Source organism: Mesorhizobium sp. M0698 (assembly GCF_040320455.1).
Taxonomy (GTDB): domain Bacteria; phylum Pseudomonadota; class Alphaproteobacteria; order Rhizobiales; family Rhizobiaceae; genus Mesorhizobium.
Window position 1 is genome coordinate 546,910 of sequence record NZ_JAMYPQ010000003.1, and the last position, 16,077, is coordinate 562,986.

At 62.7% G+C, this 16,077-nt stretch carries 15 protein-coding genes and 1 other RNA gene; 10 read left to right on the top strand and 6 right to left on the bottom strand.

The genetic code is table 11. From position 1 onward, the window contains the following. Positions 1 to 24: 24 nt before the first annotated feature. On the bottom strand, positions 25 to 1,035 hold the full coding sequence (locus NKI16_RS10245; RefSeq protein ID WP_352570288.1) for a ligase-associated DNA damage response exonuclease: 1,011 nt from the start codon (positions 1,033 to 1,035) through the stop codon (positions 25 to 27). Positions 1,036 to 1,142: 107 nt separating this feature from the next. On the opposite strand from NKI16_RS10245, the gene NKI16_RS10250 reads away from it, so the two are divergent. Beyond that, positions 1,143 to 2,087: a class I SAM-dependent methyltransferase gene (locus NKI16_RS10250; protein WP_352698175.1), complete on the top strand. Its 945-nt coding sequence runs from the start codon at positions 1,143 to 1,145 to the stop codon at positions 2,085 to 2,087. A gap of 55 nt (positions 2,088 to 2,142) precedes the next feature. Then, entirely contained in the window at positions 2,143 to 2,499 is a 357-nt protein-coding gene (locus tag NKI16_RS10255; protein WP_352922677.1) for a hypothetical protein, read from the top strand. Positions 2,500 to 2,506: 7 nt separating this feature from the next. Here the strand turns inward: NKI16_RS10255 and NKI16_RS10260 are convergent, their stop codons facing one another. Together NKI16_RS10260 and NKI16_RS10265 are read right to left on the bottom strand one after the other, a co-directional pair. Beyond that, complete coding sequence (locus tag NKI16_RS10260) at positions 2,507 to 3,370, bottom strand: prephenate dehydratase (protein WP_352455083.1); 864 nt, start codon at positions 3,368 to 3,370, stop codon at positions 2,507 to 2,509. 33 nt (positions 3,371 to 3,403) lie between these two features. After that, on the bottom strand, positions 3,404 to 4,132 hold the full coding sequence (locus NKI16_RS10265) for a 3-deoxy-manno-octulosonate cytidylyltransferase (RefSeq protein ID WP_023676856.1): 729 nt from the start codon (positions 4,130 to 4,132) through the stop codon (positions 3,404 to 3,406). A 192-nt stretch (positions 4,133 to 4,324) separates the two neighbouring features. Between NKI16_RS10265 and NKI16_RS10270 the strand changes: the two genes are divergently transcribed. The 7 genes from NKI16_RS10270 to NKI16_RS10300 all read left to right on the top strand — a co-directional run bounded on the left by NKI16_RS10270 (position 4,325) and on the right by NKI16_RS10300 (position 13,839). After that, positions 4,325 to 4,984, top strand: a complete 660-nt coding sequence (locus NKI16_RS10270) for a c-type cytochrome (RefSeq protein WP_352698171.1) — start codon at positions 4,325 to 4,327, stop codon at positions 4,982 to 4,984. Between the two features lie 173 nt (positions 4,985 to 5,157). Further along, positions 5,158 to 7,041: an extracellular solute-binding protein gene (locus NKI16_RS10275; protein WP_352570296.1), complete on the top strand. Its 1,884-nt coding sequence runs from the start codon at positions 5,158 to 5,160 to the stop codon at positions 7,039 to 7,041. Beyond that, positions 7,041 to 8,909: an extracellular solute-binding protein gene (locus tag NKI16_RS10280; protein ID WP_352577505.1), complete on the top strand. Its 1,869-nt coding sequence runs from the start codon at positions 7,041 to 7,043 to the stop codon at positions 8,907 to 8,909. Before NKI16_RS10275 ends, NKI16_RS10280 begins: the two co-directional genes overlap by 1 nt. A 30-nt stretch (positions 8,910 to 8,939) precedes the next feature. Then, on the top strand, positions 8,940 to 10,034 hold the full coding sequence (locus NKI16_RS10285) for a microcin C ABC transporter permease YejB (protein ID WP_352570300.1): 1,095 nt from the start codon (positions 8,940 to 8,942) through the stop codon (positions 10,032 to 10,034). Next, positions 10,034 to 11,173 carry an ABC transporter permease gene (locus NKI16_RS10290; RefSeq protein WP_352570302.1) on the top strand — a complete coding sequence of 380 codons (1,140 nt, stop codon included), beginning with the start codon at positions 10,034 to 10,036 and terminating at the stop codon, positions 11,171 to 11,173. Before NKI16_RS10285 ends, NKI16_RS10290 begins: the two co-directional genes overlap by 1 nt. Further along, positions 11,170 to 12,801, top strand: a complete 1,632-nt coding sequence (locus tag NKI16_RS10295; RefSeq protein ID WP_352756013.1) for an ABC transporter ATP-binding protein — start codon at positions 11,170 to 11,172, stop codon at positions 12,799 to 12,801. The genes NKI16_RS10290 and NKI16_RS10295 overlap by 4 nt, the downstream gene beginning before the upstream one ends. A gap of 96 nt (positions 12,802 to 12,897) precedes the next feature. Next, the gene (locus NKI16_RS10300; protein WP_352756014.1) at positions 12,898 to 13,839 is read left to right on the top strand and encodes a 2-hydroxyacid dehydrogenase; all 942 of its coding nucleotides are present in this window, start codon (positions 12,898 to 12,900) and stop codon (positions 13,837 to 13,839) included. Between the two features lie 24 nt (positions 13,840 to 13,863). On the opposite strand, the gene NKI16_RS10305 is transcribed toward NKI16_RS10300, so the two are convergent. Genes NKI16_RS10305 through NKI16_RS10315 form a run of 3 tightly spaced genes read right to left on the bottom strand, consistent with a single transcriptional unit; the run spans position 13,864 to position 15,591 of the window. Beyond that, positions 13,864 to 14,166, bottom strand: a complete 303-nt coding sequence (locus NKI16_RS10305; RefSeq protein ID WP_023676866.1) for a Dabb family protein — start codon at positions 14,164 to 14,166, stop codon at positions 13,864 to 13,866. Positions 14,167 to 14,191: 25 nt separating this feature from the next. Next, positions 14,192 to 15,133 carry an NAD(+) diphosphatase gene (gene nudC / locus NKI16_RS10310; protein ID WP_352570306.1) on the bottom strand — a complete coding sequence of 314 codons (942 nt, stop codon included), beginning with the start codon at positions 15,131 to 15,133 and terminating at the stop codon, positions 14,192 to 14,194. A gap of 38 nt (positions 15,134 to 15,171) precedes the next feature. After that, a complete protein-coding gene (locus NKI16_RS10315; RefSeq protein ID WP_023676868.1) occupies positions 15,172 to 15,591 on the bottom strand; it encodes an HIT family protein in 420 nt (139 codons plus the stop codon). A gap of 359 nt (positions 15,592 to 15,950) precedes the next feature. Between NKI16_RS10315 and ffs the strand changes: the two genes are divergently transcribed. Beyond that, an RNA gene (gene ffs / locus NKI16_RS10320) (signal recognition particle sRNA small type) lies at positions 15,951 to 16,047 on the top strand. Positions 16,048 to 16,077 lie beyond the last annotated feature (30 nt).

Genomic DNA, 16,077 nt, shown 5'->3' on the forward strand with positions numbered 1-16,077 from the left:
CGATTGCTGGATCCAAAAACACCATCAATCGCCCTCGTCCTCATAGCCAACGAGATGCAGCGGCCGAGCCGCAATGCCTTCGAGTTCGCACCAGCGCACCAGAGCCTCCTCGCGGCCATGCGTTACCCAGATTTCTTCGGCGCCGGTCTCCTTGATCGTGGCGGTCAACTCGTCCCAGTCGGAGTGGTCGGAAATGATCAGCGGCAGCTCGACGCCGCCCTGCTTGGCGCGCTGGCGGATGCGCATCCACCCTGAGGCGAAGCAAGACATCGGATCGGGAAAACGCCGCGCCCAGCGATCGGCGAAGGCGGATGGCGGGCCGACGACGATGGCGCCGGCAAAGTCGCTTTTTTGGCCGGTCTCGACGGTCGCCGGTTCCAATGTGCCGAGATCGATATTCTGGCTCTGGTAATACTCGCTGAGCTTGGCCAGCGCGCCGTGGATGTAGATCGGCTTTTCGTAGCCGGCATCGCGCAGCAGGCGCATGACACGCTGCGCCTTGCCCAGCGCATAAGCGCCGACCAGATGCGTGCGCTCGGGAAACTGTTCGGTCGATTTCAGCAGCCGGGCGATCTCTTCGGAATCGGGCGGATGCCGAAACACCGGCAGGCCGAACGTCGCCTCGGTGATGAAGACGTCACACTTGAGCGGCTCGAACGGCTCGCAGGTCGTGTCCTTCTGGCGCTTATAGTCGCCGGACGCGACGATGCATGTGCCCTGATGCGCGACCTTGATCTGCGCCGAGCCCAGCACATGGCCGGCCGGGTGAAAGCTGACGGCCACACCGCCAAGCGCAATCGTCTCGCCGAGCACGGCGGCTTGCGTCGTTCCGGCAAAACCTTCGCCGTAACGCAGCCCCATGATATCGAGCGTCTGCTGCGTCGCCATTACCGAGCGGTGGCCGGAGCGGGCATGGTCGGAATGGCCATGTGTGATCAGCGCCCGGTTGACCGGCCGCACCGGGTCGATGAAGAAATCGCCGGGCGGGCAATACAGCCCTTCCGGCCGGGGATGAAGCAGGTCGCTGGCGCGCATGGCCCCAAGATAGGCGCTAATTCCGGCGCGGGAAGCCTGTTGTAAGTCACTGCTGACTCCAGCATAGAGCGCAAGCCGGCTGCAAACACCCGGCGGAACCCGATCGCATGAAACCGCTCCAGACCTCGTCCGGCGATTTGACCGCCGACCGCCGCGCCGACTATGCCGAAATGCTCTATGCATCCGGCGATCATGCGGCAGCGGCGGAATTGCTGCTCGGCGCGCTCGAACTGGCGCCGCAATGGCCAGCCGGCTGGTTCCGCCTCGGCGAGATGCAGGAAGCGGCAGGCGCGCCCGATCGTGCCGCGCAGGCCTGGACGACGGCACTGCGGCTCGACCCGGCGGACAGGCTCGGCGCGGTGCTCAAGCTGCAATTGATCGGCAGGGCAGCGGCGGCCCCGGCGCCGCCCAGCGCCTTTGTCGAGACGCTTTACGACCACTATGCCGGGAGCTTCGAGGGTGAGCTGGTCGACAGGCTCGGGTATCGTCTGCCCGAATGCCTCGACCGCGCCATCCAGGCAGCACGGCCGGGCCGGTTTTCGCTGGCGCTCGATCTCGGCTGCGGCACCGGCCTCATGGGCCAGAGGCTGCGGCCGATCGCCGATCGGCTGGAGGGCTACGACATCTCGACCGGCATGCTGAGGCAGGCGCGCGCCAAAGGCGTCTACGATCTGCTCGTCAAGACGGACCTGCAGGATTTTTGCTATTCTGGCCCGAAAGCCGATCTGGTGACGGCGGCCGATGTGTTCATCTATGTCGGCGCACTCGAAAAGGTGGTGAACAAGATTGCCGGAATGCTTGCCGGCGGCGGTCTGTTTGCGTTCTCCGTCGAGACGCTCCTTGGCGGCCACTCGTCTGGCAGCGGCGATTTCGCCTTGCTGCCGTCCCGCCGCTACGCGCATTCCCAAAGCTATGTAGAGCGGGTTCTGGACGCCAACGGCTTTTCGGTCCTGTCGCTGCAGGCAACAATCATCCGGCAGGATCGCCGCCAACCGGTCGAAGGGCTGGCCGTAGTGGCAAGCTTGCTTTCCGGCAGCGTAAAATCTGGCTAAGACTCCTGCCGCTGCGCATGAGAAGCCGCAGCTGCGAACGACAAGGAGCACGTTCATGCGCTGGAACATGATGGTCTTGGCGTCTTGCCTGGCGATGGCCGGCTGCGTCGGCAATTCGATGTCCGAACGGCAGGACGAAAACGTCCAGTCCTCGCTGCTATATGACAATGTGCCTTGCGATCAATTGCTGGCGCAACGAAACGGCCTGGCGCAGCAATATCATTTGCCGGTGGACGCCAAGCCGTCCTTCTCCAACCCGGCGACGGGCTTTGGCCCGTTCACGCCGGATATGCGCTCGAAAGCCAGACGCGACGCCGACCAGGCAAGCGGCAAGATCGACGCCATGAACCGGTCGATCAGCCGGCGCGAATGCGGCAAGCCGGCCAAGCAGAACAAGCTCGGCCTGACCTGACCGGATCCTAATCCGCCACCTTCCACTGCTCGCGCGAGGCGCTGGCGGGATAGACGCCGAGAATGCGCATTTCGCGCGAGAAAAAGCGCAACTCGTCGAGTGCCAGCTTCACCAGCGGATCGTCGGGATGGCCCTCTATGTCGGCGTAGAACAGCGTCGCCGTAAACGCGCCGAGCTGGTAGCTTTCCAGCTTGGTCATGTTGATGCCGTTGGTGGCGAAGCCGCCCATCGCCTTGTAGAGCGCTGCCGGCACATTGCGCACGCGGAAGATGAAGGTCGTCATCATCCTGGCGTCGGCCGAGGGGCGCTCGGCCCATTGCTTGTTCTTGGTCAGCACGACGAAGCGGGTAACGTTGCTGTCGGTGTCCTCGACATTCTCTTCGATGATGTCGAGTCCGTAGAGGGTCGAGGCCAGCGCCGGCGCCAGCGCGGCCATGGTGCGGTCCTTCATTGCGGCGACCATCTTGGCGGCGCCCGCGGTGTCGCCGGCAACCGTCGCCTTCCAGCCGTTCTTGCGGATGTATTTGCGGCATTGGCCGAGCGCGTGGATGTGGCTGTGCACGGTCCTGATCTCGTCGCGCCTGACGCCGGGCAGCACCATCAGCTGGAAGTGGATCGGCAGAAAGTATTCGCCGATGATGTGCAGCTTCGATTCCGGCAAGAGGTGATGGATGTCGGCGACGCGGCCGGCAATGGTGTTCTCGATCGGGATCATCGCCAGATCGGCTTTGCCGGTCTCGACCGCATTGAAGGCGTCCTCGAAGGTCGGGCACGGCAACGGCTCCATCGACGGGAACATGTTGCGGCAGGCGGTGTCGGAATTGGCGCCCGGCTCGCCCTGGAAGGATATTTTGTTGGTCTTTTCAGCCATGCGCAGAGTCTCGGGAATTGGGGGAAGAATTTGTTAGTTGGAAAGGAGCGCCCTGGCGCGCTCGAGATCGTCCGGCGTATCGACGCCAAGCGGCACCGACTGCACGATCTCCGCATCGATGCGCATGCCGGCCTCCAGCGCCCGCAACTGCTCCAGCCGCTCGCGGCGCTCCAGCGGCGACGGCCTCAGCGCAACGAAGCGTTCGAGCGCGGCGCGGCGATAGGCATAGAGGCCGATATGATGGTAGAGCGGGCCTTCGCCCCAAGGGGCGGTGGCGCGGGTGAAATAGAGCGCCCTGAGCCGCGTCGTCGAGAGTGGCGAGCCGACCAGCTTGACGACGTTCGGATTGGTCTTTTCCTCGTCGCGTACGATCTCGACGCAGAGCGTGGCGATATCCACCGCTGCGTTCTCGAAAGGCTTCAGCGCGGCGCCGATAACAAGGGGGTCGATGGTCGGCAGATCGCCCTGCACATTGACGATGGTCTCGACGCTGTTGCCGGGATCGAGAATGGTCAGCGCTTCGAAGATGCGGTCGGAACCGGTTTCGTGGTCCGCCCGCGTCATCACCGCCTCGAAACCATGCGCGCGCACCGCCTCCGCAACGCCTTGCGTATCGGTGGCGACGACGACCCGGCCGAGCCCCGCCTCGGCAGCACGGCGGGCGACGTGGACGATCATCGGAGTGCCGGCAATGTCGGCCAGCGGCTTGCCCGGCAGGCGCGTCGAGGCCATGCGGGCCGGGATCAGGATGAGGGTGGACATGAGGCGGGCAGGGGCTCGAAAAAGAGGAGGACAAAAGTGGCAAAAGGTCTCACTGGCAGCGCCCTTATAGGTGTTGCAACGCCGGAGCAAAAGACCTAGTTTCCGCGCGATTTGACCGCCTCGCAGGGTGGTTCACGATACCGACGGACGGAGTGGACGGATCGGTCCGCCGGAAAAGGGAGCCTGGGGCGTATGGATTCCAACGAAGTCAACAAGCTGCTCGCCGGTCTCCTCGGAACCGTGTTCATCGTCTTTTCCATTGGCATCGTGTCCGACGCGCTGTTTGCCTCGCCGGCGCCGGAAAAGCCGGGCTTCGCCATCGAGGCGACCGAGCCCGCCGAAGGCGGCCCGGCCGCTCCCGCCGCGGCCGTGAAGCCGATTGCCGAGCTGCTGACCACTGCCAACGCCGAAGCGGGCGCCGCCATCTTCAAGAAATGCCAGGCTTGCCACTCCGGCGAAAAGGGTGGCCCCAACAAGGTCGGCCCCGATCTCTGGGACATCATCGACCGTCCGGTCGCCGAGCATGAGGGCTTTGCCTATTCGGCCGGCATGAAGGAGTTCTCCAAGGGCGGCAGCGAGAAGTGGACCTACGACAATCTAAACCACTTCATCACCTCGCCGAAGAAGTTCGTAAAGGGCACCGCGATGGGCTTCGCCGGTCTGCCGAAGGATGAGGACCGCGCCAACGTCATCGCCTATCTGCGCACGCTGTCGGACAATCCGAAGCCGCTGCCGGCGCCCGGCGCCTCGGCCGAAAATGAGGCCGCCAAGCCGCCCGAAGGTGCGGCCCCTGCCAAGCCGGCAGAAGGCGCGGCGCCAGCCGCTCCGGCGCCGGCTGCGCCCGCAAAATAACAAAACTGTAATGGCATAATCCTTGAAAAAGCCGGGTTCAGCCCGGCTTTTTCGTTAGGAAAAATGCATATGCAACGACAAAGCCGCTCGGTTGCGGTTTTCAGCGCCGCCAAATGATCTAGATTGGGCCCAGACGCTATGGTGACGGCGCTATATCGCGAAGAGGAGAACGCATGACGGTTGGCCGAGCGCGGACGCTTCTGAAATCAGTGCTGATGCTGGCCGCTTTTGCCGGCGGATTGCAGGCGGCCTTCGCGGACGAATGGCGTACGACCTCCTCGCTGATCGGCGAATCCAAATACGGCGACAACTTCCAGCACTACGACTACGTCAATCCGGATGCGCCGAAGGGCGGCACAGTGAACTCAGTGGTGCTCGGCACGTTCGACAGCTTCAACCCCTATATCGTGCAGGGTTCGCCGGCCGCCGGCTTCGCGCAGTTCGGCGGCGGCCTGCTCTACGACACGTTGATGGAGCAGGCGACCGACGAGGGCAGCACCAGCCATCCGCTGATCGCCGACGCCTACAAATATCCGGCCGACTATTCCTCGGCGACCTACCGGCTCGATCCGCGGGCGAAATGGCATGACGGCCAGCCGATCACCACCGAGGACGTGATCTGGTCGTTCCAGGTGCTGAAGGCCAACAGCCCGATGTACAGCCGCTATTTCGAAAACGTCACCGACTCCGTCGCGGTGTCCGACCGCGAGGTCGAATTCCACTTCAGCCAGAAGGGCAACCGGGAGCTACCGAAGATCATCGGCGATCTCGTTGTGCTGCCCAAGCACTGGTGGGAAGGCACCGACGCCAACGGCAAGAAGCGCGACGTCACAAAGCCGACGCAGGAGCCGCCGCTCGGCTCCGCCGCCTACAAGATCGCCAGCTTCAAGCCTGGCTCCGAAATCATCTGGCAGCGCGTGCCCGATTACTGGGCGGCCAAGCTGCCCGTAAAAATCGGCCGCGAGAATTTCGACAGGCAGCGTTTTACCTATTTTCTCGACGACAATGCCGCCTGGCAGGCCTTTACCAAGGGCGGGCTGGACGACATCAAGCCGGAGAACAGTTCGAGGCGCTGGAACACGGCCTATAATTTCCCGGCAGTTCAGGCCGGCGACGTCATCAAGAAGGAATTCAAGACCGCGTCGCCCGAACCGATGCAGGCCTTCATGCTCAACACCAGGCGCCCGCTGTTCCAGGATCGCCTGGTACGCGCCGCGTTGATGTATCCGTTCGATTTCGAGACGATGAACCGGACCCTGTTCTTCGGTTCCAACACCCGCACCAGCAGCTATTTCCAGGGCACCGAACTGGCGTCGAGTGGCCTGCCGCAGGGCAAGGAACTCGAAATCCTCGAGCAGTACCGTGACAAGCTGCCGCCTGAAGTCTTTACCCAGGAATTCAAGCTGCCGGTCTACGACAACCCGCAGGCTGAGCGCAAATACCTGAAGACCGCGGTCGATCTGTTCGCCAAGGCAGGCTGGATCATCAAGGGCGGCAAGATGGTCAACGCCAAGACCGGCGAACCGTTCAAATTCGAGATCCTCGGTTGGAACGACACCGACCAGGTCATCGCCAGCCCGTATATCGCCAATCTGCGCAAAATCGGCGTCGACGCAACGCTGCGCCTGATCGACCAAACCCAGTATATCAACCGAGTCACCCACTTCGACTTTGACGTGGTCACTTCGATACTCGGGCAGTCGGACTCTCCCGGCAATGAACAGCGCGATTTCTGGAGTTCCAAGGCCGCCGATTCGCCGGGATCGCGCAATTACGCCGGCATCAAGAATCCGGTCGTCGATGCGCTGGTCGACCGCATCATCTTTGCCACCGACCGCGACGATCTGGTTGCCGCCACCCATGCGCTCGACCGGGTGCTGCTGTGGAACTACTATGTCGTGCCGCAATATTACCGCGCCGTGGTTTGGCTGGCCTACTGGAACAAGTTCGGTATGCCGGAGAAACAGCCCGCCTATAGCGGCGTCGACCAGAATTCCTGGTGGATCGACCCGGACAAGGAAAAAGCGCTGGCCGCCAAATATAAGAGTGGCAATTGATGGCTGCGCTGCCCCGTCGCGATTTCCTCGCCCTTGGCGGTGCGGCCGCCGCTGCAGCGCTGCTGCCCGGCCGGGCTTTCGCCGCCATCCCGACCGGCGTGAAACTGCACGGGCTGTCTGCCTTCGGCGATCTCAAATATCCTCCGGATTTCACGCATTTCGACTATGTCAATCCAGACGCTCCCAAGGGCGGCCGGATGAATTTCGGCCCGCCGAACTCCACCCTCAATCAGAGCTTTCTGACTTTCAACACGTTGAACTCGCTGGTGTTGAAGGGGGATTCGCCGCCGCGCACCGAGCTCTGTTTCGATTCGCTGATGGCAAGGGCGCTCGATGAGCCGGATGCGGTCTACGGCGTGCTTGCCGAATTCGTTACCTTGTCGCAGGACCGCAACGGCTTCCGCTTCAGCCTGCGGCCACAAGCGCGCTTCCATGACGGCTCGCCGCTGACGGCTGAGGACGTTGCCTTCGCCTTGAACCTCTACAAAGACCGGGGACACCCGAACCTTTCCCAAGCGCTGCGGCATATGACGGATGCGGTCGCAATCGATCCGCTTACTGTCAGCCTTACCTTCAACGGCAAACAGTCGGCGCAGAATATCCTCGCGATCGCCGTAATGCCGATCGTGTCCAAAGCCTTCTATACGGCCAATGATTTCGACGCCTCGACGATGACCCCGCCGCTCAGCTCCGGGCCGTACAAGATGGGACGGGTCGTGGCCGGGCAGACTATCGAATATGAACGCGTCGCCGATTATTGGGGGCGCGATCTCGCCGTGAACCGCGGGCTTAATAATTTCGACCGTATCCGTATCGATTTCTACCTTGATCGCCAGGCAGCGTTTGAAGCGTTCAAGAAAGGCGATACGCATTTTCGCGAGGAGTTCACCGCGCGCGTATGGGCGACCGGCTACGACTTTCCAGCGCTGAAGGATGGCAGGGTCGTCAAACGCGAATTTCCCGGCGAGAAATCGCCCGACATGCAGGCTGTCGCGCTGAACCAGCGCCGGCCGCAATTCCGCGATGTGCGCGTGAGACAGGCGATCGCCTATTGCTTCGATTTCGAATGGACCAAGCGGGTACTGTTTTTCGGCTCCTACGAGCGCTCGCAATCGAACTTCGAACGATCGGACTACAAGGCCGAGGGCCCGCCCTCGCCCCAGGAATTGAAACTGCTGGAGCCGTTTCGAGCCGAGTTGCCGCCGGAAACCTTCGGCGAACCGGTGGTGCAACCCGTCTCGGACGGTTCCGGTCACGACCGTAAGGTGCTGCGCGAAGCTTCGAGACTGCTTGCCGAAGCCGGCTGGAAGCGAGCGGGCAATTTCGTCGTCAATGAGAAGGGCGAGCGACTGCGGGTGGAAATGCTGGCCGAGGACGAGGGTCTCGTTCGCATTTTCGCGCCGTGGTCCGAGAATATGAAGGCGATTGGCATCGACGCTTCGATCCGGCAGGTCGATTCGACGCAATTTGAAGCGCGGCAAAGCAACTACGATTTCGATTTCAACATGCTACATTGGTTGATCGGGGCGACGCCTACTGCCGACGGCCTGGAAATCCTCTACAATTCCCGGATGGCGAAAACGCCGGGGATGCGCAACTATCCGGGTACGGAAAGCAAAGCCATCGACGCGCTGATCGAGGCAGCCGGCAAGGCGCAGAGCCGGATCGAACTCGTCACCGCGCTCAACGCGCTCGATCGGGTCTTGCGCGCGCGGCTAGACTGGATTCCAACATATCATCTGGCGAATCACCGGGCTGCCTTCTGGGATATGTTCGGCTTTCCCGCTCAAAAGCCGGATTACGACTTTCCGGTCGAGACGCTGTGGTGGTTCGACAAAGACAAGGCGGCAAAAATTGGCAAAGCCTGAGATTTTCGCACAAGCGAGGCAGAGAGCCTGATGGGCGCCTATATACTGCGCCGTATCCTGCTGATGATCCCGACCCTGTTCGGCATCATGGCGGTGTCGTTCGCCGTCATCCAGTTCGCGCCGGGCGGGCCGGTCGAGCAGGTCATCGCCAGGCTGACCAACCAGGGCGGCAGCGATCGCCTCGGCGGCGGCGGCGGTGATGCCGGCGGCGCCAATTTCGACGTCGCCGGCGACGTCGGCTCGAAATACCGCGGCGCGCAAGGGCTCGACCCGGAATTCATCAAGAAGCTGGAGAAGCAGTTCGGTTTCGACAAGCCGCCGCTCGAGCGCTTCGGCATGATGCTGTGGAACTATCTCCGCTTCGATTTCGGCGACAGCTATTTCCGCGACATATCGGTGCTCGACCTGATCCTGGAAAAGATGCCGGTGTCGATCTCGATCGGGCTGTGGATCACGCTTTTGTCCTATCTGATCTCGATCCCGCTCGGCATCCGCAAGGCGGTCAAGGACGGCTCCACCTTCGACGTCTGGACCAGCGGCGTCGTCATCGTCGGCTACGCCATTCCCGGGTTTCTGTTCGGCATATTGCTGATGGTGCTGTTTGCCGGCGGCTCGTTCTGGGACTGGTTTCCGCTGCGCGGCATCACCTCCGACAATTGGGACCAGCTGTCGTGGCCGGCGCGGATCGTCGACTATTTCTGGCATATGACCTTGCCGCTGACCGCGCTGGTATTGTCGGCCTTCGCCACGACGACGCTTTTGACCAAGAATTCCTTCCTCGAGGAAATCCGCAAGCAATATGTGGTCACAGCCCGCGCCAAGGGCCTGTCGGAGCGGCAGGTGCTTTATGGCCACGTCTTCCGCAACGCCATGCTGATCGTCATCGCCGGTTTTCCCGGTGCTTTCATCTCGGCCTTCTTCACCGGCTCGCTGCTGATCGAGAACATATTTTCGCTCGACGGCCTCGGCCTGCTCGGCTTCAACTCGGTGGTGCAGCGCGACTATCCGGTGGTGTTCGCCAATCTCTTCATCTTCTCGCTGCTTGGCCTGTTCGTCGGGCTTTTGTCCGATCTGATCTATACCTGGGTCGATCCACGCATCGATTTCGAGCGGAGAGACGTCTGATGGCGCAGGCCACAGCCGAAACGGCGCCGGCACGGATCGCGCGGCCCTTTCTGTCGCCGCTCAACCAGCGGCGCCTGCAGAACTTCAAGTCCAACCGGCGCGGCTACTGGTCGTTGTGGATATTCCTGTTCCTGTTCGTGCTGTCGCTGGTTTCGGAATTGGTCGCCAACGACAAGCCGATCATCGCCTCCTACAAGGGCGAGATCCTGTTTCCGGTCCTGGTCGCTTATCCCGAGGAGAAGTTCGGCGGCTTCTATGCGGTCACCGACTACCGCGACCCGGTGATCCAGGACGAGATCAACGCCAATGGCTGGATGGTCTGGCCGCCGGTGCGCTACTCCTACCAGACCGTCAACAACGCTATTCCCGAAGCAGCACCGACCAAGCCGTCCTGGCTCTACGACAAGAAGACGCGCTGCAACCAGTATCCGAAAGGCGAGGCAGACCCCAATTGCAACGTCGGCAACTGGAACTGGCTGGGCACCGACGACCAGGCCCGCGACGTGCTGGCGCGCGTCATCTACGGCTTCAGGATATCGGTGCTGTTCGGCCTGATCCTGACCGCCGGCTCGGCGCTGATCGGCGTGGCGGCCGGCGCTCTGCAGGGCTATTTCGGCGGCTGGACCGACCTCCTGTTCCAGCGTTTCATCGAGATCTGGTCGGCGATCCCGGTGCTGTATCTGCTCTTGATCGTCGCCGCCATCCTGCCGCCCGGCTTCTTCATCCTGCTCGGATTGATGCTGCTGTTCTCCTGGGTGGCACTGGTCGGCGTGGTGCGGGCCGAGTTCCTGCGCGCCCGCAATTTCGAATATGTCAACGCGGCGCGCGCGCTCGGCGTATCCAATGTCACCATTATGTTCCGGCATCTGCTGCCCAACGCCATGGTGGCGACGCTGACCTTCCTGCCCTTCCTGCTCAGCGGCTCGATTTCGACGCTGACCTCGCTCGACTATCTCGGCTTCGGCCTGCCGCCCGGCGCCGCCTCGCTGGGTGAGTTGCTGAAGCAGGCACAGCGCAATCTCAACGCGCCCTGGCTCGGCATTTCCGGCTTCGTCGTCATCTCGCTGATGCTGTCGCTGCTGGTCTTCGTCGGCGAGGCCACCCGCGACGCCTTCGATCCGCGCAAGACGTTCAGATGAGCGACACCCCGCTGCTCTCGGTCCAGGATCTCAGCGTCGCCTTCACGCAAGGCGGCGACCAGTCGATCGCCGTCGACCATATTTCCTTCGACCTCGCCAAGGGCGAGACGGTGGCGCTCGTCGGCGAATCCGGCTCCGGCAAGTCGGTCACCGCGCTATCGGTGCTGAAGCTGCTGCCCTATCCGACCGCCAGCCACCCTTCGGGAAAGATCCTGTTCCTCGGCGCCGACCTGCTTGCCACGGACGAGAGAGACTTGCGCCGCGTGCGCGGCAACAAGATTACCATGATCTTCCAGGAGCCGATGACCTCGCTCAACCCGCTGCATACGATAGAGCAGCAGATCGTCGAGGTATTGAAGCTGCACCAGGGCCTGGGGGATCGCAAAGCCAAGGCGCGCACGCTGGAACTTCTGCACGAGGTCGGCATCCGCGAGCCGGAGAAGCGGCTCGACGCCTATCCGCACCAGCTTTCCGGCGGCCAGCGCCAGCGCGTCATGATCGCCATGTCGCTGGCCAACGAGCCTGAACTTTTGATCGCCGACGAGCCGACGACGGCGCTCGACGTCACCGTCCAGGCGCAGATCCTCGAATTGCTGGCCGGCCTGAAAAGCCGCAAGAACATGTCGATGCTGTTCATCACCCACGATCTCGGCATCGTCAGGAAGATCGCCGACCGGGTCTGCGTGATGACCAAGGGCAAGATCGTCGAGACCGGCCCGACCAAGGAGATATTCGCCAATCCGCAGCACGCCTACACGCGGCATCTGCTTGCCGCCGAGCCGAAAGGCAAGCCGCCGGCGGCCAACCAGGCCGCCAAGCCGGTGATGGTCGGCAAGGACGTCAAGGTCTGGTTTCCGATCAAGAAGGGCTTCTTCCGGCGCACCGTCGACAATGTGAAGGCGGTCGACGGCATCGACGTCACCGTGCGGGCCGGTCAGACGCTTGGCGTCGTCGGCGAATCCGGCTCAGGCAAGACGACGCTCGGCCTGGCGCTGGCCAGGATGATCTCGTCGACCGGGAACATCCAGTTCAACGGACGCGGCATCGATCAGTTGTCCTTCAACGAAATGCGGCCGCTGCGGCGCGAGTTGCAGATCGTCTTCCAGGATCCGTTCGGTTCGCTGAGTCCGCGCATGTCGGTCGCCGAGATCATCGAGGAAGGGTTGAAGATCCATGAGCCGAAGCTGTCTCCTGATGCGCGCGACAGCAGAGTCGTCGACGTGCTCGGGGAAGTCGGCCTCGATCCGGCGACGCGAAACCGCTATCCGCACGAATTCTCCGGCGGCCAGCGCCAGCGCGTCGCCATCGCGCGCGCCATGGTGCTCAACCCGCGTTTCGTCATGCTGGACGAGCCGACCTCGGCGCTCGACATGAGCGTGCAGGCGCAGGTCGTCGACCTCTTACGCAGCCTGCAGGCCAAGCACGACCTCGCCTACCTCTTCATCAGCCACGATCTGAGGGTCATCCGCGCGCTCGCCAATGAAGTCATCGTCATGCGCAATGGCAGGATCGTCGAGGCCGGCCCTTCCGAACAGATTTTTGGCCACCCGCGGACCGACTATACAAAGGCGTTGATCTCGGCCGCTTTCAAGATCGAAACGGCGCCGGTCGGCATCGTCAGCGAGTAGATTTTCGCCAGAGATCATGCACAAAATCAAAACGCTGCCGCGCCCTTGCACATCGGGACGCGAACGCTGTTGGTAAAAAGGGAAAAACAATCCGCAATGGAAAAAGGCCGCATCCTGCTTGCCCTCACCGGTATTCATCCGCTGCGCTGGCGCGAACTGCTGTCGGCGGAGCGCGAGGTGGTGCTCGAGCCGAATGGCGCCGGCGATCCCTCGATTACCTATGCTGTGGTGTGGAAACAGCGGCCGAACCTGTTGTCGTCGCTGCCCAATCTGCGCGCCATCTTCTCGATCGGCGCCGGCGTCGACCACATCTTCGCCGATCCCACCTTGCCCGACGTACCGGTCGTCAAGGTGGTGGCCGACAACCTGACCCAGTACATGACCGAATACGTCGTCTGGCGGGTGCTCGACCACCATCGCCAAGGCATGCTCTACCGCGCCCAGCAGCAGAAGAAGATCTGGCATGAACCGCAGCAGCGGCCGGCCAGCGACATCTCGGTCGGCATTATGGGGCTCGGCACGCTTGGCCGCGCGGCGGCATCGGTGCTGTTGTCGCTCGGCTTTCCCGTCAATGGCTGGTCGCGCAGCGATCGGCCGATGCAAGGTGTCTCGACTTACGCGGGCGAGGCCGGCCTGATCCCGTTCCTAAACGCCACCGACATCCTGGTGGTGCTGCTGCCGCTGACGCCGCAGACGCACGGTATCATCAACCACGGCGTGCTGAAGGAGCTGCGGAAGCGCAACGGCCTCGGCGGCTCAGTGCTGATCAATGCCGGGCGCGGCAGGCTGCAGAAGGACGCCGACATTTTGCGCGCGCTGGACGACGGCACGCTGAAGGAAGCCAGCCTCGACGTTTTCGAGGTCGAGCCGCTGCCGAAGACCAGCCCGCTATGGAGCCACCCCAAAGTGTTCGTGACGCCGCATGCGGCGGCAACTTCCGATCCGGTCCACCTGGCGCCGATCATGCTGCGCCAGATGGATGCTTTCGAGCGCGGCGAACCGCTGGAAAATGTGGTGGATCGCGACGCCGGGTATTAATTTTTAGAGCGCCGCTTTCCAGTCTCAGCCCCAGCCGAGCGGCACGTAGTCGATCTCCATAAACGCCTCGACTTCCGGGATCCAGCGGTCGCGGACGAAGGCGACGTGGTCGGGATGGTCGTTGTAGCCGGAATAGGCCCGCTGATCGGCGAACTCCATCGAGAAGCCGAAGCGGTAGTCGTTCTTGGGACTGACCTGCCGCAACTGCTCGAAATGCGTGACGCCCTTTATCGCCGTGAGAATCCTCTTGGCGTCGGCGAGGAACCGTTTTTCCTCGAGCGAATGCGGCGGGTGTTTCAGCGTGAACACGACGGTGTGACGGATCATTTTTTGCTCCTGCGATATCTTCGTGTCACGCGCTGTCAGCCCAGGCGCGGATGAGGTTATAGGCGATCGCCCCCTTCGGCGGTGTCATCAGGCCGCCCGGATGCTCGCGGGCCAGCATCAAGAGCACCTCGTCGCGAAAGAACCAGCGGCAATCTTCCAGCTCGTTGAGGTCGGGCTGGATATCGTCGTTGAGCGGTTCGCCGAAGCAGCCGATCATCAGCGAATAGGGAAACGGCCAGGGCTGGCTGGCGTGGTAGACGACACGGCCTAGCCGGATGCCGGCTTCCTCCAGCGTTTCGCGGCGCACCGCCGCCTCGATCGTCTCGCCCGGCTCGATGAAACCGGCGAGCGCCGAATACATGCCGGGCCCGAAATGCCGGCCGCGGCCGAGCAGGCATTTTTCGCGTGTTGCCGTCAGCATGATCGCCACCGGGTCGGTGCGCGGAAAGTGCTCCGTACCGCAGGCCGGGCAATGCCGCTTGTAACCGCCCGCCCGCATCTCGGCTTCGGTGCCGCATTTGCTGCAGAAGCGATGGCTGGCATGCCAGGCGAGCAGCGCCGCCCCTTGCGCCAGCGCGCCGGCCGCCGCTTCGTCGATCAGCCCCTGCATATAGACCGAGCGATAGTCGATCGCCTTGATCGTCTCGGGAAGCTGCTCGGGCTCGACCCCGGCCGGCACCGCCAGCACCGGGCCGCTTTCGGAAAAACCGAGCAGGACGCCGTTTTCGAGCGACGCTTCGAGCGGTCGGCATTCGGCCACGCCGAACCAGGGGTCGAATGCGCCTTGCGCAAGCTTCAAATAGAGCCGGCCGCCACGCATCAGCAAAAGCCGCGCCGAGGGATCGGCGAGTGCCTTTTCGACGGAATCGTCGGCGCGGTTTTCGGACTGCCGGTCGATAATGTTGCCGGCGAAGCCGACGAACTGGCTCGGCTCGCGCAAGGGCGCGTCAAACAGGCGAAAGCTCATGCAGACTCGGGAAGGTTCAAGGTGGACACGGGAGAGGCTTATAGCGCTGCCTTGATCTTTTCCGCAAACTTGCGAAGGTCGGAGCGCTGATAGGGCTCGCGCAGGCCGTGCCCCCACACCGGGCCGGGCCAGCCGGGATCGCCTTCCGAGCGCGCAATGACGTGTACATGCAACTGGCGCACGATGTTGCCGAGTGCGCCGGTGTTGATCTTGGTGCAGCCGGTCACCCGCTTCAGCGCCAGCGCCACCATGTTGGTCTCGAAGGTCAGCATCGCCTGGTCCAGCGGCGTCATGTCGTGGATTTCCTCGATGCCCGGCCGCTGCGGCACCAGCAGCAGCCATGGCCAGCGGCGGTCGTTCATGACGCGCAATTCGCACAGGCCGAGCCACATCAACTGTTCGCTGTCGGCTTCCAGCTGGGCGTCAAGCGTGAATCCGGCCTTGAGGCCCGGCAGCATCGGCGTTTCCCTCACTTTTTGACGTTTTTTGAACTCCATCGACGCTAGAGCGGCTTCCGAAGGGCCGCAAGGGGCAGCAACCAACATTGGCCGTCGCGGCGCTGATTGTGCGCGAAGAAGTGAGGGCCCGGGCAAATTGCATCAGGTTGGCGCTGCCCCGCCGAGGTCGACGATTTTGATCGCGGCCACATTTTGTTCTTGCTTTGTGCCGGCAGCTATGCTACTAATTTCGCTATGGTGATTATTCGCACCAACGACCCGCCCGCCGAGGCGGGTTTTTGGTTTCAGCTTTCGCCGTCGCTCAAGGCCCCTATCATCCGCACTTGCATTTCATCGCCGGATTGCCGATATGGAGGCTGGGAGGTTGGTGGTGGACGGTCCACTCGCCAACCGGGTCAGGTCCGGAAGGAAGCAGCCCTAACGAGCCCGGAACGGGTCATTGTTCCAGCCTCCCGCCTCTTCGCCTTTTGCCCTGACATTGACGGC